Below are 23,471 nucleotides of genomic sequence, written 5' to 3' on the forward strand. Positions count from 1 at the left end.
TTGATCAATTAAATGATGTAGTAATGCTGAACAAAACTAAGTAGATGCTTCCGAAGCAAGTTTTGTTACGAAGTAACCCTGGGAAGTATAGCTCAACAAAACTTTTAGGAGTTGAAACATATATGGCTAAACAAAGCATTATCGTCGTAGGCGGCGGGCTGGCTGGGCTCATGGCTACGATCAAAGCGGCGGAGGCCGGGACTCAGGTACATCTGTTCTCCCTCGTTCCGGTCAAGCGTTCGCACTCCGTCTGCGCGCAGGGCGGCATCAACGGTGCCGTCAACACGAAGGGCGAAGGCGACTCCCCATGGGAGCATTTTGACGATACGGTATACGGTGGAGACTTCCTTGCGAATCAGCCGCCGGTTAAAGCGATGTGTGAAGCGGCTCCAGGCATCATCCATCTGATGGACCGGATGGGGGTTATGTTTAACCGCACGCCGGAAGGTTTGCTGGATTTCCGCCGTTTCGGGGGAACGAAGCATCACCGCACGGCGTTTGCCGGAGCGACGACGGGGCAGCAGCTGCTGTACGCGCTCGATGAGCAGGTACGCCGCTATGAAGCTGCAGGTCTAGTGACGAAGTATGAGAGCTGGGAGTTTATGTCCGCGGTGCTGGACGACGAAGGCGTCTGCCGCGGGATCGTGGCCCAGGACCTTCGCTCGATGGAGGTCGTTACCTTTGCTTCCGATGCCGTGATTTTGGCGACGGGCGGCCCGGGGATTATTTTTGGAAAAACGACGAACTCGGTTATCAATACAGGTACTGCGGCGAGTGCCGTCTATCAGCAGGGTGTTCATTACGCGAATGGGGAGTTCATTCAAATTCACCCGACGGCGATTCCGGGCGACGATAAGCTGCGCTTGATGTCAGAATCGGCTCGCGGTGAAGGCGGACGGATCTGGACTTATAAAGAAGGCAAGCCATGGTATTTCCTTGAGGAGAAATATCCAGCCTATGGCAACTTGGTGCCTCGGGATATTGCCACCCGGGAAATATTCAACGTCTGCGTAGAGCAGAAGCTCGGCATTAACGGTGAAAACATGGTGTATCTCGATTTGTCCCATAAAGATCCGAAGGAGCTGGACATTAAGCTTGGCGGCATCATTGAGATTTATGAGAAGTTTATGGGGGATGACCCTCGTAAAATCCCGATGAAAATATTCCCGGCAGTTCACTACTCCATGGGCGGCATGTGGGTTGATTACAACCAGATGACGAATATCCCGGGGCTGTTTGCCGCCGGTGAATGTGAGTACCAGTACCACGGGGCGAACAGGCTTGGAGCCAACTCGCTCGTATCGGCGATTTATGGCGGCATGGTGGCCGGGCCGAAGGCGGTAGAGTACATTCGCGGGTTGAAGAAGTCGGCGGAAGATCTTAGCCCGGCGATTTTTGAGAAGAACCGCAAGGAGCAAGAGAACAAGTTCGAGGCTTTGCTGGCGATGAACGGTACCGAGAATGCGTATGTCATCCATAAGGAGCTTGGCGAGTGGATGACTGATAACATGACGGTCGTTCGCCACAATGATAAGCTCGAAGCGACGATTGGCAAAATCAAAGAGCTGAAGCAGCGTTATCAAAATATTAACATTAACGATACGTCCCGCTGGAATAACGCCGGTGCTGCGTTTACCCGCCAGCTCTGGAACATGCTGGAGCTCGCGGAAGCGATGACGCTAGGCGCACTGCTGCGCAATGAGAGCCGCGGTGCCCACTACAAGCCGGAATTCCCGGATCGAAATGACGAGGAGTTCCTGAAGACGACGAAGGCGGCGTGGACGCCGGAAGGACCGCAAATTTCGTATGAAGAAGTGGATGTCTCGCTGATTCCACCGCGGATTCGCGATTATTCGAAGGAAAAATAGGAGGGGAATGTCATGGCTACAGCGGAAACAACGGCCAAGAAGGTGAAATTCATTATTACGCGCCAAGACAAGCCGGATTCGGCTCCCTATGCGGAAGAGTTCGAGCTGAATTACCGTCCGGGCATGAACGTAATTAGCGCCCTGATGGAAATTCAGCGTAACCCGGTAAATCTGAATGGCAAGGACACGGCTCCGGTATGTTGGGATTCCAACTGCCTGGAGGAAGTGTGCGGTGCTTGCTCGATGGTAATCAATGGCAAGCCGCGTCAGGCTTGCGCTGCATTGATCGACAATTTGGAGCAGCCAATTCGGCTGGAGCCGATGAAGACGTTCCCGGTTGTTCGGGATTTGGTCATTGACCGCAGCCGCATGTTTAATGCGCTGAAGCGTGTCAAAGCTTGGATTCCGATCGACGGGACGTATGATCTGGGGCCAGGCCCGCGCATGGCGGAGAAGAAGCGCCAGTGGGCATACGAGCTGTCCAAGTGCATGACCTGCGGCGTCTGCCTGGAAGCCTGCCCGAACGTGAACGAGAAGACCGATTTCATCGGCCCCGCAGCGATTTCGCAAGTAAGGCTGTTCAATGCGCATCCGACAGGCGAAATGAACGCGGAAGAGCGTCTGGACGCGCTGATGGGCGACGGCGGAATCGAGGGCTGCGGCAACTCGCAGAACTGCGTGCGCGCTTGCCCGAAAGGCATCCCGCTTACGACGTCTATCGCCGAGATGAACAAAGCAACGACGAAGCATATGTTTAAAAGCTGGTTAGGCGTGTAACTTGCGTTTGTATTGCGATTGTATTGTCCAAACCAAAAAACAATAATAGAGGGCTTATTCCGCACTGATGAGGTGCAAGGGATAAGTCCTTTTTTACTGCAGAAATACTTTGACAGGGGTGACGATTATCGACAGTGGGAAAGAAAGCTGTTTAAATAGTATCCTTTTGTTTCAAATTGTTTCAAAAAGATTGGTTCCCAAAATATGGTTTGAATTTGATAATGTCAAAGTGTGTTCGATGATATAAAATTAACTGTTGCTTTTTCGAAAAAATCACCTATAATAAAATTCATACTTAACTTATAGGATTAATTTTAGTACTTGAGGGGGATCAACATGAAGAGGTCTTTTTTGGTAGTTATATTGGCAGGATTGCTTGTCGGTCTATTGGGCGGATGCGCCGCAAACGATGGATCGTCGGCTAAGAGTGATACAATTCGAATTGGTCTTGCGGCACCGATTTCCGGCACGCAGGCTCAATATGGACAGGCCTTCAAAAATGGCGCTGAACTGGCCGCAGCCCAAATCAACGACGCAGGTGGAATCGACGGCAAGCAGGTGGAGATCGTCGTACAGGACGATAAAGGCGACTCCAACGAGGCTGTCAACGTAGCGAACAAATTCGTATCGGATAAGAGCATTCTGGCTGTCGTTGGCCACTTCAACAGCTCGGCTACATTGGCCACGGCGCCTGTATACAACAAAAACAAAATCGTCGAAATTTCTCCGTCCTCCAGTGCGCCTGGCGTAACGGATGCTGGGGAATACACCTTCCGGGTCATTACGACGGATGCGTTCCAAGCCGATTATTTGGCAAACTGGTCCAAGGAGCTTGGATACAGCAAGGTTGCCCTAATTTATGAACAATCTGATTTCGGTCTAGGCTTGTTGGACGTTTATCAAAAGTCAGCTCCAGCCAACAATATCGAGGTTGTTGCAGCCGAAGCCTATAACCCTGGCGACAAGGATTTCAGCACGATCCTGACAAAGATTAAGGACAAGCAGCCAGAGGCTATTTTTATCGGGGGCTTCTATAATGAGGCGGCTCTGATCTCGCAGCAGGCCAAGAAGCTGAACCTGAACGTTGACTTTATCGGCGTCGATAGCCTGTATTCCGAAGCTTTGCTTGAACTTGGCGGAGATTCTGTGGAAGGCTTCAAGCTGATTGGCTTCTTCTATCCGGGCGGCGACAATGAAGAGGCGACAAAGTTTGCCTCAGATTATGAGGCGGCATACAGCAGCCAGCCGGATACCTACGCAGCTTATTCCTATGTCGCTACTTCGGTGGTCATCGAGGCGATTAAAGAGAAGGGCGCAGACAGAGAGAGCATTAAGACTTACCTGGAAACCTTGAAAGATTACAAAGGAGCGACTGGCGTGCTGAGCTTTGACGAGAACGGCGACGTTGAGACGATTCCTTCGAAACTGACGGTGCAAGGCGGAAAGTTCGAACTTTATAAATAAGCGCTATCTGGAGCAGGACTGAATTTCAATCCTGCTCCCTGGCTTTGAAAGGATGTTACTATGCTCCTTCAACAACTAACCAACGGATTGACGATCGGGATGATTTACGCCTTGATTGCGCTCGGCTATACAATGGTCTATGGCATCCTGAAAATCGTGAACTTCGCGCATGGCGATATTTTCATGATGGGCAGTTTCCTGGGGCTTTTTTTTATGAAAGAACTGGATTTGCCGTTATATCTCGCATTTCTGCTGTCGGCAGTCGTAACTTCGGGGATCGGAATTCTGATCGAACGGTTCGCTTACCGGCCGCTGCGCATGGCTGACCGGATCGTTCCCTTGATCAGTGCGCTGGGCGTATCCACGTTTCTGATCAGCTTGGCCCAAAAAATATGGGGGACGGAAATGCGTCCTTTTCCAACGGCGTTTGGCAGCCGTACTTATACCTTGGGCAGCATTACGTTTTCCGAAATTCAAATTTTGATTCTGATTCTGTCCTTTATTCTAATGCTTGGTCTGCATCTGTTCGTCACGAAGACGAAGACTGGCACGGCGATGCGGGCGACCTCCATGAGCCTGACCAACGCGGCTTTGATGGGCATCAATACGAACCGGATGATCAGTCTGGCCTTCGGGATCGGCTCCGCACTTGCCGCCTGTGCAGGTATCATGGTCGGTATTTACTATAACGCGGTATACCCGACGATGGGGTATATGGCAGGGATCAACGCCTTTACGGCGGCGGTACTCGGGGGGATCGGCAGCATCCCCGGAGCGATGTTAGGCGGCGTATTGCTCGGGCTGGTGGAGACGCTAGGCGGCGCTTATATTTCCACGCAGTACAAGAGTGTCATTTCGTTCGCAATCCTTATCATTGTGCTGCTGATCCGGCCGTCCGGCATTCTCGGCAAAAAAGATATCAACAAAGTGTAGGTGATGAGCTTGAGCTTAAGAAAAACAACGGCCGTAGGGGCAGCGGCTGCCGTGTTGATCGTTCTGCCTTTAGTGCTGCAGCAGGTCAACGATTACTGGATGCACATCGTGATCATGATCGGGATTTTCTCCATCCTGTCGATGAGTCTCAACGTCATTATCGGATACGCCGGGCAGTTTGCGCTCGGACACGCTGCTTTCTATGGCATTGGCGCTTATTCCGCGGCCCTGCTCATGATACATTTTCATGTTTCGTTCTGGATCGCGCTGCCTGCCGCTGCTGTGATTGCAGGATTTTTCGGCTTTTTGCTGGGAACTCCGGTTATTCGCCTGAGGGGGGACTATCTCGGGATCGTAACGCTTGGCTTCGGAGAAATTGTGCGGCTCATCTTCGTCAACTGGGTGGATGTAACGCGCGGGCCTATGGGCTTGCCGGGGATTCCCGCGCCGACTTTGTTCGGCTACACCTTTAGCGGCAAAACGGAGTTTTATTATTTGATTCTGGCGCTTGCGCTGCTGACGTTCTTCGTCATTCACCGCATCGTCCATTCTGGCATCGGCCTCAGCCTGCTGACCATTCGCGAGGACGAGACCTTGGCGCAATCGGTCGGAATCCGTCCGAATAAATACAAGCTGCTCGCTTTTACCGTGGGGGGGTTCTTCGCTGGCATCGCCGGAGCGTTCTGGGCTTCCTATATTTCCTTCGTCAGCCCTGACGCCTTCCGCTATTTGGATTCGGTCAACATCCTGGCGATGGTCATCCTGGGTGGATCGGCCAGTCTGCCCGGCTCCGTGCTTGGTGCGGTCATTCTCGTATTGGCCCCTGAGCTGCTGCGGTATATGAGCGACTATAGAATGATGCTGCTCGGTCTCGCGATTGTCCTGATGATGATCTTCAAGCCGACCGGGTTCTGGGGAGAGAAGCACCGCAAGTATAATTTCTACGGCATGGTGCGGAAAGGTGAGGGCAAGTGATGGAGAACGTACTGGAGCTGGAGAAGGTGTCGGTGAAATTCGGCGGGCTGGTTGCCTTGAATAACGTGGATATGGCGGTTCGCCGGGGTGAGATCCTGTCGATCATCGGACCGAACGGGGCGGGGAAAACGACGCTGTTCAACCTGCTGACGGGCATCTATCAGCCGACCTCTGGCAAGATCATTTACAAGAGCCGGGTCATCAACAAGCTGAAGCCTTTCAAGCGGGTCGGTCTGGGAATTGCCCGAACCTTTCAAAATACGCGATTGCTGAAAAATATGACGGTACTCGAGAATGTGCTTGTCGCGCATGCGGAGTGTAACAGGGAGGGGCTGCTGCAATCGATTTTTGCCGGTGGCTCAATAGCTAAGCGTCGTGCCGCCATCGTTGATGAATGCACCCGGAACCTGGAAGTAGTAGGGCTGGCGCATAAGCTGGACGTTCTAGCCGGAAGCCTGCCGTACGGGGAGCAGCGGCTGCTCGAAATTGCGAGGGCGCTGGCTACAGGCTGCGAGATACTGCTGCTGGATGAACCAGCCGCGGGCATGAATGCGGCGGAAAAAGCCGAGCTCGTAAAGAAAATCCGGCAGCTCTCTAAGGAATTCAACATCGAGATCATTTTGATCGAGCATGATATCGGGATGATCATGGATATTTCCGACCGTATCGTTGTTTTGAATTACGGCGAGAAGATCGCCGAGGGCAGCGCGGAGGAAATTCAGAACAATCCGGATGTCATTCAGGCCTATTTGGGCGGGGAGGTCGAGGAATTTTGACAAGCGACAGCCAGGCTATTTTGGAAATAAAAGATTTAAGCGTAAATTATGGCGTGATAGCGGCTGTAAAACAACTGAATCTTCATATTAGGCCAGGGGAAATCGTGGCGTTGATCGGGACGAACGGCTCGGGAAAAACCTCGGCCCTGCGCAGCATTTCCGGCCTGAATAAGAGCATTCAGGGACAGATTCGCTTCGAGGGGCAGGAGATTACGAAGCTGGATCCCCATAAGATCGTGGAACGGGGCATTTCGCAGGTGCCTGAGGGCCGGGGCGTATTCCCCGATTTGACCGTGCTGGAAAATCTAAAGCTCGGCGCCTATGTCCGGGGCGACAAGGCGGGGATTGCCGCAGATATTCAGGGCATGTTCGAGTTGTTTCCGCGGCTGGAGGAGCGCAAGAAGCAGCTCGCCGGGACGATGAGCGGCGGGGAGCAGCAAATGCTGGCGATTGCCCGCGCTCTAATGGCGAGACCGAAGCTGCTGCTGCTGGATGAGCCTTCGATGGGCCTTGCGCCGCTGATCGTGAAGGAAATCTTCGCGGCGATCCGCAAAGTGAACGAGGAAGGCGTATCCGTATTGCTGGTGGAGCAGAATGCCACTATGGCGCTCGCGGCCGCCCATCGCGGCTATGTGATGGAGACGGGCAGCATCGTCGTAGAAGGCGAGGCTGCGGAGTTAAGGAACAACGACGTGGTCAAATCGGTATATTTGGGCATCGGCTAGCAGCCAAAATAGACTGTTGATGTGATTATGAATTTAAATCACCCTAGAAGTCTGGGTACAACAGTGGTCGTAGGAAACTTTTACGTACTTGCCACACATTCATTTCAATAGTTCAAGTTATTGTAAATGGATTTATAGTAGTTAGTTTCTGCGGTAAAGAAGGGAAAGCAAATTTAAATGGATTTCATGTCGTTAGAGGAAGGGAAATGGCCTAGCATGGGCAGGATTCTTGATTTTAGGTACGCAAAATCCATCTAATCCCTTGAAACGTTCGTATAGAGCGTAATTAGATACATGAATTCCATTTAGTCTGCGTCTGCTTAGTGTACGACAGCTTAATGTAACAGCTTAGTGCACGAGAGCTTAGTGTACAACAGCTTAATGTAACAGCTTAGTGCACGAGAGCTTAGTGTATAACAGCTTAATGTAACAGCTTAGTGCACGAGAGCTTAGTGTACAACAGCTTAATGTAACAGCTTAGTGCACGAGAGCTTGGTGTACAACAGCTTAATGTAACAGCTTAGTGCACGAGTGCTTGGTGTACAACATCATAAGTGTACCTCAACTTAGTCTAAGACAACTTAGTGTAAAACAGCTTAGTGTCTGATAACTTACAGAGTAAGATGAACTAAAAGGGCGTACTTGATCTACATTCATTTCAAAAGTTCAACGTATAACGTATATAGCTAGATAACATGGCAACGAAAGCAACTTGTGCTGTAATGAGTTAGTGCTGAAGTCAGTCAGTACAGATAGATTAATAGAGGAGGCGTCTGAAGATGAGCCAAGAAAAACAAGACAAACAAGACAAACTACAAGAGGAATCCCAGCAAAAGCTGAACCATGACGAAAGCCTGGAGCCGGTTTCTCCTTATACAATCATGGCGAAATTGTTTGCCCATCTCTCCAAGGCGGTAGTGGACCGCTTTGGTGAAGAAGGAAAGGACGCGATACGCGAGGGAGTTCGTACCTTCGGCGAAGAACGGGGCCGGGATATCGCCCGCCGCGCGGCCGCTGCCGGACAGCCGAACGACATTCACAGCTATTTGCCGAATTATGATATGGGCCGCAGCGATCTGTTCGAATATGAAACAGAATATCATCCGGTTGAAATCGAGCAGAACTTCACAAGATGCGCATTCGGGGATCAGTGGAAAAAGGACGGCATGGAGGAGTATGGAATACTTTACTGCGAGATGATTGATCCGGCGATTGCCAGAGGCTACAACCCGAATTTTGAAGTTGTGCATGATAAATACTTGCTTAAAGACGGAAATTGCCATTTTAGGTTCCAGATGAAATCATCGGAGAAGGAGCCTGGGGGTGAGGAGAATGGAAATCAATAAGGATCGCTTGTGGGCGAGATTAATGGAGCTGGGACAAATCGGCAAACAGACTAGCGGGGGAGTCACCCGCTATTCTTTTACTCCCGATGAATCCCGTGCGAAGGATCTCGTTATCGCGTATATGAAGGAAGCCGGGCTAGCCGTACGCGAAGATGCAGCCGGGAACGTCATCGGCCGCCGGGAAGGGACGAACCCTGAGGCTGCCGTAGTTCTGACAGGGTCCCATATCGATACGGTTCCCGACGGAGGGGTGTTCGATGGAGCGCTTGGTGTCCTCTCTGCTATCGAAGCGCTGCAGTGTATGAATGAGCTGGAGATCCGGAACGCTCACCCGATCGAAGTCATCACATTTACGGATGAGGAGGGTTCCCGGTTCGGTTTAGGGATGATCGGCAGCCGGGCCGTTGCTGGAACGCTGCGGCAGGAGGATTTGGAGCAGCGGGACGAACAGGCAATTTCAATTGCCGATGCGATGCGAACCGCAGGATTAGATCCGCAGCGCATCGGCGAGGCAGCGAAGCCCTCGGATGAAGTGAAAGCTTACGTAGAACTGCATATTGAGCAGGGGCGGGTGCTGGAAAATTTGCATGAGCCAGTAGGCCTTGTGACCGGCATCGCTGGCCCGCTCTGGCAGCAGTTCACGCTGATCGGCCATGCCGGCCATGCCGGGGCAACCCCGATGCATCTGCGGAGAGATCCGATGCAGGCGGCAGCAGAAATTCTAAACTATATTTATACCGAAGCGAAGAAATATGAGAACGCGGTGGCTACGGTAGGGAAGCTCAGAACTCTGCCAGGCGGAGTAAACGTCATCCCCGGCGAAGTGCAATTCTCGCTCGACCTGCGGGATATCGATGAAGCCGACCGAAACCGGCTGGAGGCGAGTATTCATACCTACAGCCAGCAGGTGTGCGAGCAGCTGGGGATCGAGCTGGAGGTCGAGCTGCTGCAGAGAGTCGCTCCGTCTCCTAGCTCCCCCTTGGTGCAGGAGGCCGTAGCCCAAGCTGGTAAAATAGCGGGACTGTCAGACCTGCCGCGTTTAGTAAGCGGTGCCGGCCATGACGGAATGCAGTTCAGCTCCCTATGGCCGCTGGGCATGATCTTCGTTCGCTCGCGTAACGGCATCAGCCATAATCCCGAGGAGTGGAGCTCTCCCGAGGACTGCGCGGCGGGAACGGAAGTGCTGTATCACACCTTACTGGGGCTAGCAAATGAAGAATAAATAGAGACTCATTCAGCATTGGAGAGCCCTCAGAATTGAAAGGCTTCAGCATAGGACGGGCAAGACTGAGGTGCTCCGGATATTGAGGGATACTCTGGGGTATCCTGGGATATGCTAAGATAAACCTTAAATAAGGGGCCGGCTGCACCCGATCCTCCTGTGCAACTTCCGTTACAAGAGTGGTTGGCTGGATGAGGTACAGAAATAGACCGTCACCCTATCACTAAAGTGTTCCCTTTTTGGGTACATAGATCATTTTGGCATGACAATTTTCAACACTTGGCCCTTAAAAAGCGATAAAAGAAACAGTCTAGCGGCTGTCTTTTATCGCTTTTTAAGTGATAATTATTGGTCAAAGAATTGCATCACGGAGCCCTTACCATCTCTCACTTCAATTTTAGCATATGCCCCGTTGATGAAAGTGATTTGTGGTGGAACATGGCCACAATCTATATCGTAAATTATTGGAATCTGCAGCTCCTCATACAGTTCTTTGTAAATATCCTCTGCTGTATAATTGTCAACGGGTTGATTTGCATCGCTTCTTCCAAACAGAAGACCTGTGCAGTTATTAAACCAACCTGCTAATTTCATCTGAACCAACGACCTGCGTAAATCAGTCGTCGATAGTTCGCAATTCTCCAAATACCATAAAATGGGATCGTTACTTATATACTCCTTTTGAAAATGTTGTACATCACCGAACGAAGTGCCAATTAAATGTCTTATCACATCGATACATCCACCAAGTAACCGGCCCTGTATTTTAACATTAGTATTTGAAGCAACCTTCCAATATGTTTGTTCTGTTAAATGAAACACACATCGCGAAGGGTCAGAATGTTTCCATTCCTTTTGATATTTTTCCGAGGAATGTTGGATGATGGATTCGCCAGTTTTAGTTGATAAGACAGATTGCCACATGGCAGTTGTGTTATCTGAGAAATCACCTCTTAAATCAATGAGATTGGTACCATGAGCAGTAGCTATACCTGTTTTTAAAGTTATTGCTAACAATAGTACACTTGTATCTGAATAACCTAAAATCCACTTGCAGTTAAAGTTATCAAAATCGAGGTATTCAAGAATTTCAATTAAAAGTTCGCCACCCCAAGGTGGAATGATAATATTGATGCGATTATCTTTCATCATTTCATTGAATTCAGCGGCACGTACTTTGGCTGACGAAGACTTAGCCTTTTCTTGAGTCCAAACTGTTTCTCCGCAAATAACGTTGAATCCCATTGTCTTCATTCGACTAAAGGAAAGTTTAAGCAAACTATGTAATTCAACTTTTAACCCTGACGAGGGTGCTGTTACACCAATTGTTGCTCCTTCTTCTAAGGACGGAAATCTAATCATACAAACCACCTTCCAAAGTTTACAACACTCACGCTGGATAAATTCGTTTCGAGAGGGCTGAATAAAAATTCAGCCCTTTGTTTAGAGCCGTACTTCGCTTTTAGCAGGTTTGACCGGATATCCGAATTGTCTGGAAATTTCCCCTGCCGCAGCTAGCAATTCCGCGAGAACCTGCTCCTCGTTCTCCTTGATCCGGGACAGCGAACCGACAATGCTGATCGTGCCGATCGTTTGCCCGGCGGCATCCTTTACGGGGGCGGCGATGCTGTAGGCGCCCGCCTCGATTTCCTCGTCCTCAACACTGTATCCTTGCTCACGGATTTGCTGCAGATTATTCAGGAGCTTCTTTTTATCGGTAATCGTGTTCTCCGTCAGTTTGGTTAACTTATAATTCTGCAAAAAGCTTTGCAGCTCAAGCTCCGGCATATGGGCTAAAAATACTTTTCCCGAAGCGGAGGCATGCATTGGAAGCTTGCTGCCTGCCCGGGAGCTGATGATGAAATAGTTATTCGGCGACTCTGCCTTGTCTACGCAAAAAATCTGCTCGTGCTGATAGACGTATAGATGAGAGGTCTCGTGAAATTTCTTGGTCAGCTCTGTAAGATACGGATGGCCGATCTCCTTGAGGTCGAGGCTTTGGGACACCAGATTGGCCTTCAACAGAAACTCGAGGCCTAACCGGTATTTGCCGTTGTTCGGATTTTTATCGATGTATGAGTACGCGCAGAGCGTATTGATAAGACCGTAAACGGTGCTTATGTTCAGATCCAGCTTCTCGCTGATTTCAGTGAGTGACAGTTGGGTATGCAGCGAATCGAAGCAGTTCACGATATCAAGCGCCCGTTTCACGGATTGAATCAGGCGGGGATTTTTCTCGTTCAACACAATAACCTCCAACTAGATAAACCTGTAATTTTCTCTCTCATCACTATGTTCAGGGCTTTATCCGACAATGTCAATAGGAATTTGATAATGTAGATCATCAAGCCATGCTAATAATAAATTCTCTGAGAAAAATGGAATTGAATAAAGACGCAGAAGTTCGGAATTTCGAGAATTAGCTATATATAGCTTTCTGGGTATTTAGGATACGTTCCTTAATTATGACTTTATTCCTATATATAGTTCTTATAGTATATTATTAGAGGGGGGCGTAGGATAAAATAGATAAAAGTTATAGATAACATCACATTTGTTAAATAATTACTATCATAAATTATAAAAGGAAGGTACTTATAAGATGAAAAAATGGATAACTGTCTTGTTAGTTGGTGCTTTAGCCTTTTCTACTTCTCAACTCGCAGAGACTGTAGAGGCTGCTAGTAGTTCTGTTATTACCGTCTTGGTCGATGGACGAAAGGTAAAATTTCAAGGCGGTGATCCGGTCATGGAGAACAACCGGGTTCAGGTACCGCTTCGCGGAATCGGAGAGTCACTAGGGGCAAAGGTAGACTTTAGCGAAAAAACCGTAACCTATTTGAAGGGCGAGAAATCGATCATTCTTACAATAGGAAGTAAGGTAGCTACGGTTGATGGTCAAAATGTAACGATGGATACGGCAGCCAAAGCAGTAAGGGGACGTACCTATGTTCCGTTGCGGTTTGTTAGCGAGAACCTGGGTGAATCAGTGAGCTGGGATCAGGTGGGGAATTGGGTATGGATTGGGGAGAAGGTGGTACCAACCTTAGAGGAAGTTGGCTTGAAACCAGTGAGTATTGATCCATATTTAAAGTGGTTTAAGGATAAAGAATACCTTCTTAAACGTCCACGAGAAGATATAACTTATGAGAAGGTATTGATTTTTAAAGAAGCGGATTTGCCTACGAAATTTTTGCGTGAAATTTACAGTGTTGAGCTGTTTACAGAGCCCACATCAAAGGCTGTCTTTCTTAAAGTACGAGCTAAGACTACCTCTACGGCAGGAAACCTGTTTTACCTTACTAACAAAAATGATATTCGCTTTCGTAATCATGTAGTTGGCAGAACTATTAATAACGGTGACGGAACTAAATATGACTTTTATCCAATATGGTCTCTGTCTGATAAAACGTTAGACGGAATTATTGACCAGAAAATTTTGGAATTAAGTGACATTGAGTACATTGGATTTGATGGGGGAAAACAGGATTATATCCCTCTCATGATTAACCCATGGAAAGTAAATTAAATCCATGGAGAAAAAAATTAAGCGTTTTATATGGCCCTTTCTCTTCGATTGCGAGGCGTGCGGAAGGTGGAAGGACCTCATTGCTTACTTCAATTGGGATCATGGCTTCGCAATATCACAATCCAAAGGAGCTTGAATTATAATTGTGTGATTTTAGCCGCTCATCTCCGGGGGGAAGCGCCTTAAGTCACTAATTTATACGAGAGGCTATGCAACGGACGATAGAAGTATTACGGCAAAACGAATCTCGGAATCTTTTGCAGTACAGAGCAATTGGAGTACCTGACTCGTTCGGCCATGATAGTCTACAGAGAGCGAATTCTTAATTAAATTTGGTATGGGAGGTTTTACACCAAAGTGAACCTAAATAATGAATTAATTAGTCAACATAAGATCGATGGTTAAATTGTATATGTTATAGCTACAAAGGCTTTTGAACTTCTAATAAAAAATCCTGTAATTGAGGATCAGCCAATAAATGCATTGGACTCTGTTTGCAATATGATGGATTTCGTGCGAAAGTATGGTTCTTTTTCTCTTGCGTTCTATTCTTTAGGGAATCAGAATAAATGGATGTTTTGTATGTTACTCGACAAAAATGAGAAAGTAAAAAGAGTACAAATCGAAAGTGTGCATTGTAAAGTATGTGATTGGAAGGGGGTTATTGCAAACCCGACAATTCCAGAATTGTATTATGGTTGCCCTGATAGATGGGGAGCACTGAAAGAAGCTCATAAAACACCAATCGTTAATTGTCTTAACTGCAATAGCAAATTACCTTGACATTCTATTTGGGCTAGTAGCTAAGACCTGTTATTATTTTATTTTTATTTGATGGATCGATAATAGGACGATGATGGAGGCATGCTAACTTGAGTTTTCATATTTTTGCTAAAGAGTTTAAGGAAGAATATTGGCTGAATTTTTATAAAATGAGTCAGATATACTTTAATTCCTTACCTGATCCCATTAAAACAAGTTTGGACAGTTTTGGAATTCAAGAAGATATTAAGACAGTTTTAATTTATCGACTAAGGAATAATGCAAAGTCCTGGTTAAATACTGGATTACCTTTGCTAGATGGTATAAAACCGTTAAATTTATTGGATTCGGTGGAAGGGACTAATGCGTTAAAAGAAATTTTACTTAGAATGCCGGACTAAAGTATGTAACCTTGATTGGCTCCGTGCTTTCAAGATGCCTGCGTAGTTGGTGACGGGGATAAATGGAGCGACTGCGTTAGATAACCAGCATCCAATTACACGAAGGATAAATTGCTTAAGGAGGCGTTAAACTTAATGGGAGGCGAGGCCCGATGAATACTGGTAGCATCGATATATCGATAAATAATATAACAACGGTGGGGACAGCAGGGAGAGTTATATTCCTTAATAAAAAGAATACAGTATTTTTTGAGGAACAAGATAAAGTTTTATGGACAATTACAAATGAAGTACTTGAAGGCATTTGTTTTATTGAATATATGCTCGACATAGAAAATCAATTATTTTACTTCTCGGACAATAATAGTGAGGTTCTCGTTAAAATTTGTACTAGTAATGGTGTATTTGAAACAATCAAGTTAAACAGAACTGAGAAGGATGATTCGGATTTTTATAGAAGCAGCTTTTTTCCGAATCAAGATGGCTGTTTGTTTGTTTATGAGGGCGGGCTAATACAATTTAATAATGATGGCACGATGCAATGGTATAAAGAACATCAATACTATGATTGGTTTTTTACTGGTATAAATAACGGCTATGCTCTTTATGAAAGTGAGCATGATGGTAAATGGGGATACCAAATAAAAACAGGAGAAAAAAAACAATTCGATTTTTAATTTAAGTTCATGCCTTGATTGGCTTCGTGCCTTTCAAGGTTTTTTTGTATTGAATTCTTCCGGATTATAATTCAACAAATTTACCTAAAAACAACAAAATACGACAAACTCCTCGTTCGTCAAATGGTATGATTGTCCTATATTTCCTAATACAAGTGCCTGACGAATTATATTTTTATGGGGCCATAGGAAATATGCATCGTATAACTCATCTATTATGAAGAACAGGAGCGTACATAACATGAAGAAATGGATGGTTGGAAGGTTTACTATAGTTTTAGTGACAGCCCTCTTGGTTGGGGTAACGAGTGTTTCTCAGGATAAGGCTGGAGCCAATAATACTGCAACTACGGCTTCTAAGCAGGAAGCTGCATTGCCAGCGGCTTTGCCAATTGCGAATCAGCCTGTTCAGCGGGGGGAATTCCTTAAGCTGGTTGTTGCCACACTGGAGATGGCTCTAGAGGAAGCCGCGGGTTCCGGGTATGAGGTTTATGCTAAGGCAGCACGCGATCATCAATTATATGTTGAGACGGACTTTCCAAACTCATCCCAATCGCTGAGCAAGCCTATTACCCGCAAGGAGGTCGCTAGAGTGATTGTGCGGGCAACGGGAGGGAATACGCAAGAAGACGATAAGTGGATGTATCTGGCTACCAAATCAGGCTTGCTAACGGGGCTGGGTAAGGGGGAGCTTGGCGAGGACAAGACCATAACTCAGGCCCAAGCTGACAAAATTATGGAACGTATTCGGACGTTAAATGCAGGAGGGCAGTTAGAAGCTGACAAGTATGCGGTCTCCAGTGCCGAGCTAGCCTGGCATAAGACGAATATATTTACCGTTATGCCAGAAATTTTTGTCACTAGAGAGGAACATTATAAGGGGAAGACAATAGAGGAGTTGTGGCGTGAGGATTTAATGGTCATTGAAACGAAGAATGGCCTATATAAGGGACAATTGGATGCGCTTATCGCTATTGATTTAGAGGATCCCAATGACCCGAATTTAAAGCTGCTTGATCCAATCCAGGAGTTAAAGATTGATTTTCACGGAGCCAGAATAAATAATGTACCTGTGGACAACTATCCCATTACAGATTGGAAGAAAAGCTACATACTTCTATTCAAGGGAAGAACAATATACAACAAAGATAAAACGAAATTTGCTACGTATCAGCACGGGCCGTTAACTGCCATTCATGGAATAGAACCGCCTGATATTCAATTGTTTCGACAAAAGAAGGTCTTGAATCAAGCTGCCAGTCTTTATCGCAAAGAAGCTAACGATGTGGAAGCTTATATTATACCCAAAGAAGGGTGGATTCAGGAGAAAGAAAGACAAATTTATATTACTATTAGAACACCGGCATTATCTGAATGGGTTGGTGGAATCGAAAATAAATTAATTAGAGTTGACGGCCCTAAATATATTAAGGACTAGGAATACGCGCTTTGATTCTATGGAGGTAAATTTTAATGAGGGTGCCGGAGCTAATACTAAAATATTAAAATTGAATTTATTAAGGGTAATGAGGTTATTGATACAGTTGAAGTAAATGACCGGTATTATCGAGGGAAAATTACATTTTCCGGTGAGGCAAAGAAAGGAAAATGCTGATGGACGTGACCGCTTTTTTTCGGGTAGAGGATGCTCCTGACTTCGGGTTGTATTCGACTTCCCATCTCGTAGCGATGGGGCTGTTTCTTTTGCTAATTGCGGTGCTATTTGCAGGGAGAAGGCATATTCGTTCCAGCGCTGCAGCCGCGAATGCGATTCGCTATGGACTGCTTGGTATACTGCTGTTGTCCGAGATTGCCCTGAACTTGTGGTATGTGCTTGAGGGACGGTGGGATATTAAAGATACTCTCCCGCTGGAGCTTTGCAGTGTGTCATTGCTGTTGTCGATTGTGATGCTGCTGACGAGGAACCAGCTGCTGTACCAGATTTTGTTTTTCGCCGGGATAGGCGGAGCGCTGCAGGCATGGCTGACGCCGAGTTTGGATTTTGGGTATCCGCATTTTCGTTTTTTTCAATTTTTCATCGCACATGGTGCAATCATTCTTGCCTCGCTCTACATGACCTGGATTGAACAATATAGGCCGACATGGAAATCGATTGCCTGGACCATGCTGTTTCTGAATGCACTCGCCTTAGCGGTCGGTGCGCTGAACTATGCGATTGGCGCGAATTACATGTTCCTGCGAAACAAGCCGGGTACGTCGTCCATATTGGATCTGTTTGGACCGTATCCTTACTATTTGTTGGCCGAGGAGATGATTGCACTTACGATGTTTATAGTTATGTATGGGCTGTTCTTCTGGCTTCCTGATCTGAGGAGAGGGGCGGCCAGGCAGCCGGAGAGCAAAAGGAAGCTTACAAGATAGAGCAGCTGTGAAAATATGTTGCTGTAAGCACGGCAGAAGTCTTAGCGCCGGTGTGTTGACACCTTCATAAAAGGGAAGTTTCAACAAGAACTCTTCTTTAAAGGTACACGGAATCTAAGAAACTGCATTTCAACATAGAGAAATACGCTTAGCTCACTATACAACGTATTAGCAGCAAATCGACAGCAAAGGAGGAAGCAGAGTTATGGATGAAGCAGGTGAATCTTCGGCGTTAACGGAAATTGCGGATCATTTGGACTACGGGCTGAGCATCGTGTTCATCGGCTTTAATCCAAGTATTCGTTCCGGGCAGGTCGGTCATCATTATGCGAATCCACGCAACAATTTTTGGCGGATATTACACAGCTCAGGACTAACGCCAAGATTGTATCATGCCTCGGAAGACGGGGAACTGCTGAAGCTGGGATATGGCTTCACGAATATCGTGGCGCGCCCGACGAAGGGGGCGGAGGATATTACTCGGGAAGAGTATAGGGAGGGCCGCGAAATTTTGCGTGCAAAACTGGAGAAATATCGTCCGAAGGTGGCGTGCTTTGTCGGCAAAGGCGTCTATACGGAATATAGCCGGAAAACGCGGGTAGATTGGGGGTTTCAAGACAGTCCAGTTGTGGAAGGGATTCAAGAATACGTAGCTCCCTCATCCAGCGGTTTGGTTCGGATGCCGATGACCGAGATCGTGGAGATTTATACGAGGCTAAATAAGTTTCTAACAGGAGCCTTTGCTCCTGAATAACAATCGCTGGCTTTGACCGGCTTCAATATACGTTTCAGGACTGTTTGCTTACCCGCTGCTCTTAAAAAAAGTTGAATCACTAATCACCTGTGGAAATTAGATCCAGCCCCTCATTCCTCTCGACTCTTTCAAGGCGATGTGCTATGATATAACCTTGATAACGTATTAACGAACTAAAGTATTTAAGGCTGTGCGGATGAGACGGGGAGGATCAACATGAAGAGAAATAGACTGGTTGTACTTGGATTAATTGTAGCAGTTATGATAGCTGCGTTAGTAGGATGCTCCAGCTCCGGTGGAGCAAAAGATGACGGCAAGCTCATCATCGGAGTTGACGATAAATTTGCACCGATGGGATTCCGGGATGAGAAGAACGAGCTGGTTGGCTTCGATATTGATTTTGCGAAGGCTGTTGGCGAAGAAATGGGCATGGAAGTGACTTTTCAGCCGATTGAGTGGAAAACAAAAGAATCGGAGCTAAACAGCGGACGGATTGATCTGATTTGGAACGGTTATACGATTACTGAGGAACGCAAAGAGATGGTTCTGTTCACAAAGCCTTATTTGGAAAACAGCCAGATGATCATTACATTGGCCGATTCTGACATCCAGAGTATAGCTGATTTGGCTGGTAAAAATGTAGGTTTGCAATCGATGTCCTCAGCGGAAATTGCGCTTGAAGCTAACCCGGTTCATGCTGAGGTGAAGAGTATTTCGGAGTTTACCGATAATGTGCTCGCGTTAACTGACTTGAAAATAAAGCGGCTGGATGCCGTTATTATTGATGAAGTCGTTGCTAGATATTATATGTCTAAAGAAGAGGGAACATTTAGACTGGTAGAAGAGTCTCTGGCACCGGAAGAGTATGGAATCGGCGTTAAAAAAGGCAATGAAGCTTTGCTGGAAAAACTCCAAAAAGCTATAGATACTCTTAACGATAATGGAAAAGCAGCCGAAATCTCCAAGAAATGGTTCGACGAAGATAAGGTACTAAAGTAGAAGCGAAGAAAAGTTAATATACTATAGCCGGATCGTTTATCATATCATCCGGTTTTTGTTTTTGGGGAGAAGAAATAATATGAGTCTAAGTAAACTATGGGACACAACGCTACTCATGCTTCAGGGTTCTGGAATGACAATTATATTGTTTTTTATTGCAATTACTGTATCGATCCCGTTAGGCTTTTTATTTACATTAATGTTGAAAAGCCGTGTTAAACCGGTTAAATGGCTGGCTGAGGGATATATTTATATTTTTCGCGGGACTCCGCTGCTGCTGCAATTAGTGTTTTTTTGCTTTGGTCTGCCGATGCTGCCAATCATTGGTGAATATCTTGTAATGGACAGATTTGCAGCCGCTTGCCTTGCTTTTATTTTGAACTATGCGGCCTATTTCGCGGAAATATTCCGCGGAGGCATGCTGGCGATTGATAAGGGTCAGTATGAAGCTGCGCAGGTGCTGGGACTTAGCCGGTGGCAGACTTTAACGCGAATTATTATGCCGCAAATGTTCCGTGTAGCCCTCCCTGCAGTGTCAAATGAATCGATTACGTTAATTAAAGATACGGCCCTGCTTCATGCGGTATCTGTATCGGAATTGCTCCATGTTGCATACACGGTAGTAAATCGAGATTTTACGACTGTGCCCTTAATCATTGCGGGAGTTATTTATCTCTTAATGACTTTATTGCTTACTCTGCTGTTCAAAGCGCTTGAGCGAAAGTTCAAATTCGAATAAAGGACTGTCTGGCTATGGCAATCATTGAAGTTAACAATTTGAAAAAAGTATTTGGTCAGCTTGAAGTGTTGAAAAGCATCTCCTTCAATGTTAACCCGAGCGAAGTAGTAGCTGTAATAGGCCCTTCAGGCTCAGGGAAATCGACGATGCTGCGCAGCCTCGTTCATCTGGAAGAGGCGAACGGCGGCAGCATCAAAATTGGGGACGGGTACCTCGTTAAGGATGGCGTTTTCTCTAGTGGTCAGCAAATTAAAGCGATCACAGCCCGCATGGGAATGGTGTTTCAGCATTTCAATCTGTTTCCGCATCTGACGGTGAAGGATAACTTGGAGCTGTCCCCTAAGCTGGTTAAAAAAATGTCTGCCGCCGAAGTATCCCGGATGAGCTTGGAGCTGCTTGATAAGGTTGGCCTGGCCGATAAAGCAAACGTTTATCCATCCAGTTTGTCCGGGGGGCAGAAACAGCGGGTAGCGATTGCTCGCGCCTTGATGATGAATCCGGAAATCCTGCTATTTGACGAGCCCACCTCTGCCCTCGATCCTGAATTGACGGGGGAAGTGCTGCAGGTAATGAAGCGCTTGGCCGAAGAGCAGATGACGATGATCGTCGTGACGCATGAAATGGGCTTTGCCCGGGAGGTGGCCGACCGAGTGCTGTTTATGGCGGACGGCGAAATTATCGAGTCCGGCACACCCGAGCAATTGTTCGGGAACCCGCGGCATGAGCGGACTCGTGCGTTCCTGACCCGGGTATTGGCTTAACTTAGAGACGAATACCTCCCATATCTATATTACAGGGCTGTTCCTAAGTCATGGTTGCATGACCCGGGAGCAGCCCTGTTTATATCCGTACAGCAAGCTTATGATCATTTTGACTTATTACTGCAAAGATATTGGTAAAGGCACTAAAGGCACTTCATATTAATATCCACACTAAGATGCTTACACTAAGAGCATACACTAGAATCCATTTACTAAGATGCGTACACTAAGAGCATGCACCAGGAGGATGCATTTATTAAGCTGCGTAGACTAAATGGAGTTCATGTATCTAATTATGCTTTAAACGAATATTTCAACAAATAGATGGATTTTAGGCACCTAAAATCAAGAATCCAGGCCATGATTGAGAATTTCCTTCTACTAACGACATGAAATCCACCTAAATCTACATTCTCTTCTTTATCGCAGAAAATAACTACTATAAATCCATCTATATAAGTTGATCCTAATCACTGTTGACTGTTGCTCTTAGATTTTTCGGATGATAAATTTTCCCCCTATGTTTCATTACTTCCCCCAAAAATTGATGTAAAAAATATAAGTAAATCCTAGAAGAAGCGGGTTTGCTGTAGGGCTATGGATCTCGATCTGAATCTGGATCCATTATTGAACGTACTGGCTCACCTTAGGCTTCAAGCTTGCTGCGGTACATTTTAGGAGACAAGCCCTCCTGCTTCTTGAACACTTTGCTAAAGTATTTAACGTCATTGAAGCCGACAAGCTCGGCTATTTGCGTAATCGTTAAATGGGGATTATGCATGAGCTGCTTCGACTTGTCGATCCGATAATGGGCTAAAAAATCCGAGAAGTTGATGCCAAAATCCTGTTTGAATTTTCGGGAAACATATTCTCTGCTAACATAGAAGCGGCTGGCGATATCCTGCAATGTGACTTCCTCGGCATAATGCTGTTCGATATAGCCGACAATGTCGCCGATCGTACGGCTCTCCTTCGCTCTGCACTCGGCAATAATGTCGGTCAAGCGGTCCATCAGATGAAGGGACCAGTCCCGCCAGGCGTATAACGAGAAAGAGTAGCCGCTGGTATGGGGAGCGGGATAGTCCTGATCCTCGGCCGCCAGCCGAGTGATGGCTTTATCGGCTTCATCGCTCAGCGTCTCCCGCAGCAATTGGGTGCAAAATGCCAAGGCATCCCGCTTCCACGTTTCGAGTAACTCCGGGGTAATGAAGCCGCCCCGCCCAAGGTCGTCAATCCATTTCTGGGAAGCCATTGTAATCGCTTCGCGTCTTCCGCTCATGACGGCCATCTTCCAATCTTCCTGGACGTGCCTGAAGGACAGCACTTGCGAAGACTGTCTCTGAAGCGCGCTGCCCTTTTGACCAAGCGAATTGCCGGGTCCAGAAACCGGTATTTCTGCTGGCGAAGGAGCTGCTTTCAAGGCATGGACATAGGCTTCGGGAATCAATAAGTTTCGCCTACGAAGCGCGGCCTGTGCTTCGGCGTACTGTTCCGGCAAGCTTTCCGGCAGCGTTCCAGTCGTGCCTATCCCAAAATGCATTCGCCGCTGCAGTGTATGGAACAATCCCTCGTTCATATCGGCGATCAGTTCGGATACCTGATCAGGGTTTTCCCATACGAGCAAAATGATCTCGCCAGGTACTCCCCAGTACTTGAAGGCAACTCCTATTGGTTTAGTACGAAGGAATTCATTGCAAATGTTAATCATGGCAAAATGCAGCAACTCGCTGTCATTTCCGAATCTGTTCAGCAGCGGGATATCTCCCCCATCGGTTTGCAGCAGAAGCAATCTCGCCTCCGCGAAATCGGGAGAGATAACCCCGTCAGCCTGTAAACGGCGGAGATTGGCCGCTGCATTGAACGGATCATCAATCAGGGAGGTAAGAAGCTTCTCTCCGTAAATCGGCTTGAGCTCGTTGAGCTGAACATTTTTGCGGTGATATTCCATCCGGTCCGTCTCTTCTCGCTGCCAAGCGGCTACGGCCTTGGAAACGGCAACATTTATCGCATCTTTATCGATCGGTTTCAAAATATAATCGATGCCGCCATGACGCACCGTATTCCGCACAAAGTCAAAGTCATCGTGCCCGCTCACGACGATAAATTTAATATTGCCTGCATACTCGCTGACCCAAGCCATTAACTCCAGCCCGCTGCCTGATGGCATCATCATATCCATAATGACGATGACCGGCTTAACCTGCCGAATCAAATCTATGGCAACTGTCCCGTTCTCTGCTTCCTCGACCTCTTCGATTCCATGGGCCTTCCAATCCACAAGAAGCCGTACGGCCCGGCGTACGCGGGCCTCGTCGTCAACGATAAGAGCTCTCATGAGCTTCACTCCTCTTCGAAATTCAAAAATTCAACTATTCTACAAC

21 protein-coding genes are annotated in these 23,471 nt (G+C 47.1%); 18 read left to right on the plus strand and 3 right to left on the minus strand.

The features are described from left to right. Positions 1–122: 122 nt before the first annotated feature. From sdhA to G358_RS0104175, 9 genes are all read left to right on the plus strand, one after another. Positions 123–1,868: a succinate dehydrogenase flavoprotein subunit gene (sdhA, locus tag G358_RS0104135; protein WP_019635935.1), complete on the plus strand. Its 1,746-nt coding sequence runs from the start codon at positions 123–125 to the stop codon at positions 1,866–1,868. Between the two features lie 12 nt (positions 1,869–1,880). Next, positions 1,881–2,645 carry a succinate dehydrogenase iron-sulfur subunit gene (gene sdhB / locus G358_RS0104140; RefSeq protein WP_019635936.1) on the plus strand — a complete coding sequence of 255 codons (765 nt, stop codon included), beginning with the start codon at positions 1,881–1,883 and terminating at the stop codon, positions 2,643–2,645. 336 nt (positions 2,646–2,981) lie between these two features. Then, positions 2,982–4,109 (plus strand): ABC transporter substrate-binding protein, encoded by a 1,128-nt coding sequence (locus tag G358_RS0104145; RefSeq protein ID WP_019635937.1) that lies wholly within the window; start codon positions 2,982–2,984, stop codon positions 4,107–4,109. A 60-nt stretch (positions 4,110–4,169) separates the two neighbouring features. Then, complete coding sequence (locus tag G358_RS0104150; RefSeq protein WP_019635938.1) at positions 4,170–5,042, plus strand: branched-chain amino acid ABC transporter permease; 873 nt, start codon at positions 4,170–4,172, stop codon at positions 5,040–5,042. Between the two features lie 3 nt (positions 5,043–5,045). Then, a complete protein-coding gene (locus G358_RS29410) occupies positions 5,046–6,017 on the plus strand; it encodes a branched-chain amino acid ABC transporter permease (protein WP_033403786.1) in 972 nt (323 codons plus the stop codon). Beyond that, positions 6,017–6,793, plus strand: a complete 777-nt coding sequence (locus G358_RS0104160) for an ABC transporter ATP-binding protein (protein ID WP_019635940.1) — start codon at positions 6,017–6,019, stop codon at positions 6,791–6,793. The genes G358_RS29410 and G358_RS0104160 overlap by 1 nt, the downstream gene beginning before the upstream one ends. Before the next feature lie 17 nt (positions 6,794–6,810). Continuing rightward, the gene (locus tag G358_RS0104165) at positions 6,811–7,518 is read left to right on the plus strand and encodes an ABC transporter ATP-binding protein (protein WP_033403793.1); all 708 of its coding nucleotides are present in this window, start codon (positions 6,811–6,813) and stop codon (positions 7,516–7,518) included. 779 nt (positions 7,519–8,297) lie between these two features. Then, entirely contained in the window at positions 8,298–8,864 is a 567-nt protein-coding gene (locus tag G358_RS29415; RefSeq protein WP_019635942.1) for an L-2-amino-thiazoline-4-carboxylic acid hydrolase, read from the plus strand. Beyond that, positions 8,851–10,086, plus strand: a complete 1,236-nt coding sequence (locus G358_RS0104175) for a Zn-dependent hydrolase (RefSeq protein WP_019635943.1) — start codon at positions 8,851–8,853, stop codon at positions 10,084–10,086. The genes G358_RS29415 and G358_RS0104175 overlap by 14 nt, the downstream gene beginning before the upstream one ends. A gap of 345 nt (positions 10,087–10,431) precedes the next feature. Here the strand turns inward: G358_RS0104175 and G358_RS0104180 are convergent, their stop codons facing one another. Then, a complete protein-coding gene (locus G358_RS0104180; RefSeq protein WP_019635944.1) occupies positions 10,432–11,448 on the minus strand; it encodes a S66 family peptidase in 1,017 nt (338 codons plus the stop codon). Positions 11,449–11,529: 81 nt separating this feature from the next. Then, entirely contained in the window at positions 11,530–12,333 is an 804-nt protein-coding gene (locus G358_RS0104185; protein ID WP_240479931.1) for an IclR family transcriptional regulator, read from the minus strand. 355 nt (positions 12,334–12,688) lie between these two features. Between G358_RS0104185 and G358_RS0104190 the strand changes: the two genes are divergently transcribed. The 9 genes from G358_RS0104190 to G358_RS0104230 all read left to right on the plus strand — a co-directional run bounded on the left by G358_RS0104190 (position 12,689) and on the right by G358_RS0104230 (position 21,090). After that, positions 12,689–13,615 carry a copper amine oxidase N-terminal domain-containing protein gene (locus G358_RS0104190; RefSeq protein ID WP_019635946.1) on the plus strand — a complete coding sequence of 309 codons (927 nt, stop codon included), beginning with the start codon at positions 12,689–12,691 and terminating at the stop codon, positions 13,613–13,615. Positions 13,616–14,487: 872 nt separating this feature from the next. Then, positions 14,488–14,778, plus strand: a complete 291-nt coding sequence (locus tag G358_RS0104195) for an MbcA/ParS/Xre antitoxin family protein (protein WP_019635947.1) — start codon at positions 14,488–14,490, stop codon at positions 14,776–14,778. A 152-nt stretch (positions 14,779–14,930) separates the two neighbouring features. Beyond that, positions 14,931–15,455: a hypothetical protein gene (locus tag G358_RS0104200; RefSeq protein ID WP_019635948.1), complete on the plus strand. Its 525-nt coding sequence runs from the start codon at positions 14,931–14,933 to the stop codon at positions 15,453–15,455. 241 nt (positions 15,456–15,696) lie between these two features. Beyond that, complete coding sequence (locus G358_RS0104205; protein WP_019635949.1) at positions 15,697–16,893, plus strand: hypothetical protein; 1,197 nt, start codon at positions 15,697–15,699, stop codon at positions 16,891–16,893. A gap of 176 nt (positions 16,894–17,069) precedes the next feature. Further along, positions 17,070–17,837 (plus strand): YwaF family protein, encoded by a 768-nt coding sequence (locus tag G358_RS0104210; RefSeq protein WP_019635950.1) that lies wholly within the window; start codon positions 17,070–17,072, stop codon positions 17,835–17,837. 205 nt (positions 17,838–18,042) lie between these two features. Then, positions 18,043–18,591 carry a mismatch-specific DNA-glycosylase gene (locus G358_RS0104215; RefSeq protein ID WP_019635951.1) on the plus strand — a complete coding sequence of 183 codons (549 nt, stop codon included), beginning with the start codon at positions 18,043–18,045 and terminating at the stop codon, positions 18,589–18,591. A 216-nt stretch (positions 18,592–18,807) separates the two neighbouring features. Further along, positions 18,808–19,590 (plus strand): amino acid ABC transporter substrate-binding protein, encoded by a 783-nt coding sequence (locus G358_RS0104220; RefSeq protein ID WP_019635952.1) that lies wholly within the window; start codon positions 18,808–18,810, stop codon positions 19,588–19,590. A gap of 79 nt (positions 19,591–19,669) precedes the next feature. Next, positions 19,670–20,329 (plus strand): amino acid ABC transporter permease, encoded by a 660-nt coding sequence (locus G358_RS0104225; RefSeq protein ID WP_019635953.1) that lies wholly within the window; start codon positions 19,670–19,672, stop codon positions 20,327–20,329. A 14-nt stretch (positions 20,330–20,343) separates the two neighbouring features. After that, on the plus strand, positions 20,344–21,090 hold the full coding sequence (locus tag G358_RS0104230) for an amino acid ABC transporter ATP-binding protein (protein ID WP_019635954.1): 747 nt from the start codon (positions 20,344–20,346) through the stop codon (positions 21,088–21,090). 646 nt (positions 21,091–21,736) lie between these two features. On the opposite strand, the gene G358_RS0104235 is transcribed toward G358_RS0104230, so the two are convergent. After that, on the minus strand, positions 21,737–23,425 hold the full coding sequence (locus tag G358_RS0104235; protein ID WP_019635955.1) for a response regulator transcription factor: 1,689 nt from the start codon (positions 23,423–23,425) through the stop codon (positions 21,737–21,739). Positions 23,426–23,471 lie beyond the last annotated feature (46 nt).

Source organism: Paenibacillus fonticola DSM 21315, from assembly GCF_000381905.1.
In the GTDB taxonomy this organism is placed as follows: Bacteria; Bacillota; Bacilli; order Paenibacillales; family Paenibacillaceae; genus Fontibacillus; species Fontibacillus fonticola.

Excerpts from the sequence above, each read along its gene's own strand:
- G358_RS29410 (WP_033403786.1), top strand. The coding sequence starts at position 5,046 with ATGAGCTTGAGCTTAAGAAAAACAACGGCCGTAGGGGCAGCGGCTGCC.
- G358_RS0104180 (WP_019635944.1), bottom strand. The coding sequence starts at position 11,448 with ATGATTAGATTTCCGTCCTTAGAAGAAGGAGCAACAATTGGTGTAACA.
- G358_RS0104190 (WP_019635946.1), top strand. The coding sequence starts at position 12,689 with ATGAAAAAATGGATAACTGTCTTGTTAGTTGGTGCTTTAGCCTTTTCT.
- G358_RS0104145 (WP_019635937.1), top strand. The coding sequence starts at position 2,982 with ATGAAGAGGTCTTTTTTGGTAGTTATATTGGCAGGATTGCTTGTCGGT.
- sdhA (WP_019635935.1), top strand. The coding sequence starts at position 123 with ATGGCTAAACAAAGCATTATCGTCGTAGGCGGCGGGCTGGCTGGGCTC.
- G358_RS0104215 (WP_019635951.1), top strand. The coding sequence starts at position 18,043 with ATGGATGAAGCAGGTGAATCTTCGGCGTTAACGGAAATTGCGGATCAT.
- G358_RS29415 (WP_019635942.1), top strand. The coding sequence starts at position 8,298 with ATGAGCCAAGAAAAACAAGACAAACAAGACAAACTACAAGAGGAATCC.
- sdhB (WP_019635936.1), top strand. The coding sequence starts at position 1,881 with ATGGCTACAGCGGAAACAACGGCCAAGAAGGTGAAATTCATTATTACG.
- G358_RS0104235 (WP_019635955.1), bottom strand. The coding sequence starts at position 23,425 with ATGAGAGCTCTTATCGTTGACGACGAGGCCCGCGTACGCCGGGCCGTA.
- G358_RS0104210 (WP_019635950.1), top strand. The coding sequence starts at position 17,070 with ATGGACGTGACCGCTTTTTTTCGGGTAGAGGATGCTCCTGACTTCGGG.
- G358_RS0104230 (WP_019635954.1), top strand. The coding sequence starts at position 20,344 with ATGGCAATCATTGAAGTTAACAATTTGAAAAAAGTATTTGGTCAGCTT.
- G358_RS0104225 (WP_019635953.1), top strand. The coding sequence starts at position 19,670 with ATGAGTCTAAGTAAACTATGGGACACAACGCTACTCATGCTTCAGGGT.
- G358_RS0104150 (WP_019635938.1), top strand. The coding sequence starts at position 4,170 with ATGCTCCTTCAACAACTAACCAACGGATTGACGATCGGGATGATTTAC.
- G358_RS0104175 (WP_019635943.1), top strand. The coding sequence starts at position 8,851 with ATGGAAATCAATAAGGATCGCTTGTGGGCGAGATTAATGGAGCTGGGA.
- G358_RS0104220 (WP_019635952.1), top strand. The coding sequence starts at position 18,808 with ATGAAGAGAAATAGACTGGTTGTACTTGGATTAATTGTAGCAGTTATG.
- G358_RS0104205 (WP_019635949.1), top strand. The coding sequence starts at position 15,697 with ATGAAGAAATGGATGGTTGGAAGGTTTACTATAGTTTTAGTGACAGCC.
- G358_RS0104200 (WP_019635948.1), top strand. The coding sequence starts at position 14,931 with ATGAATACTGGTAGCATCGATATATCGATAAATAATATAACAACGGTG.
- G358_RS0104160 (WP_019635940.1), top strand. The coding sequence starts at position 6,017 with ATGGAGAACGTACTGGAGCTGGAGAAGGTGTCGGTGAAATTCGGCGGG.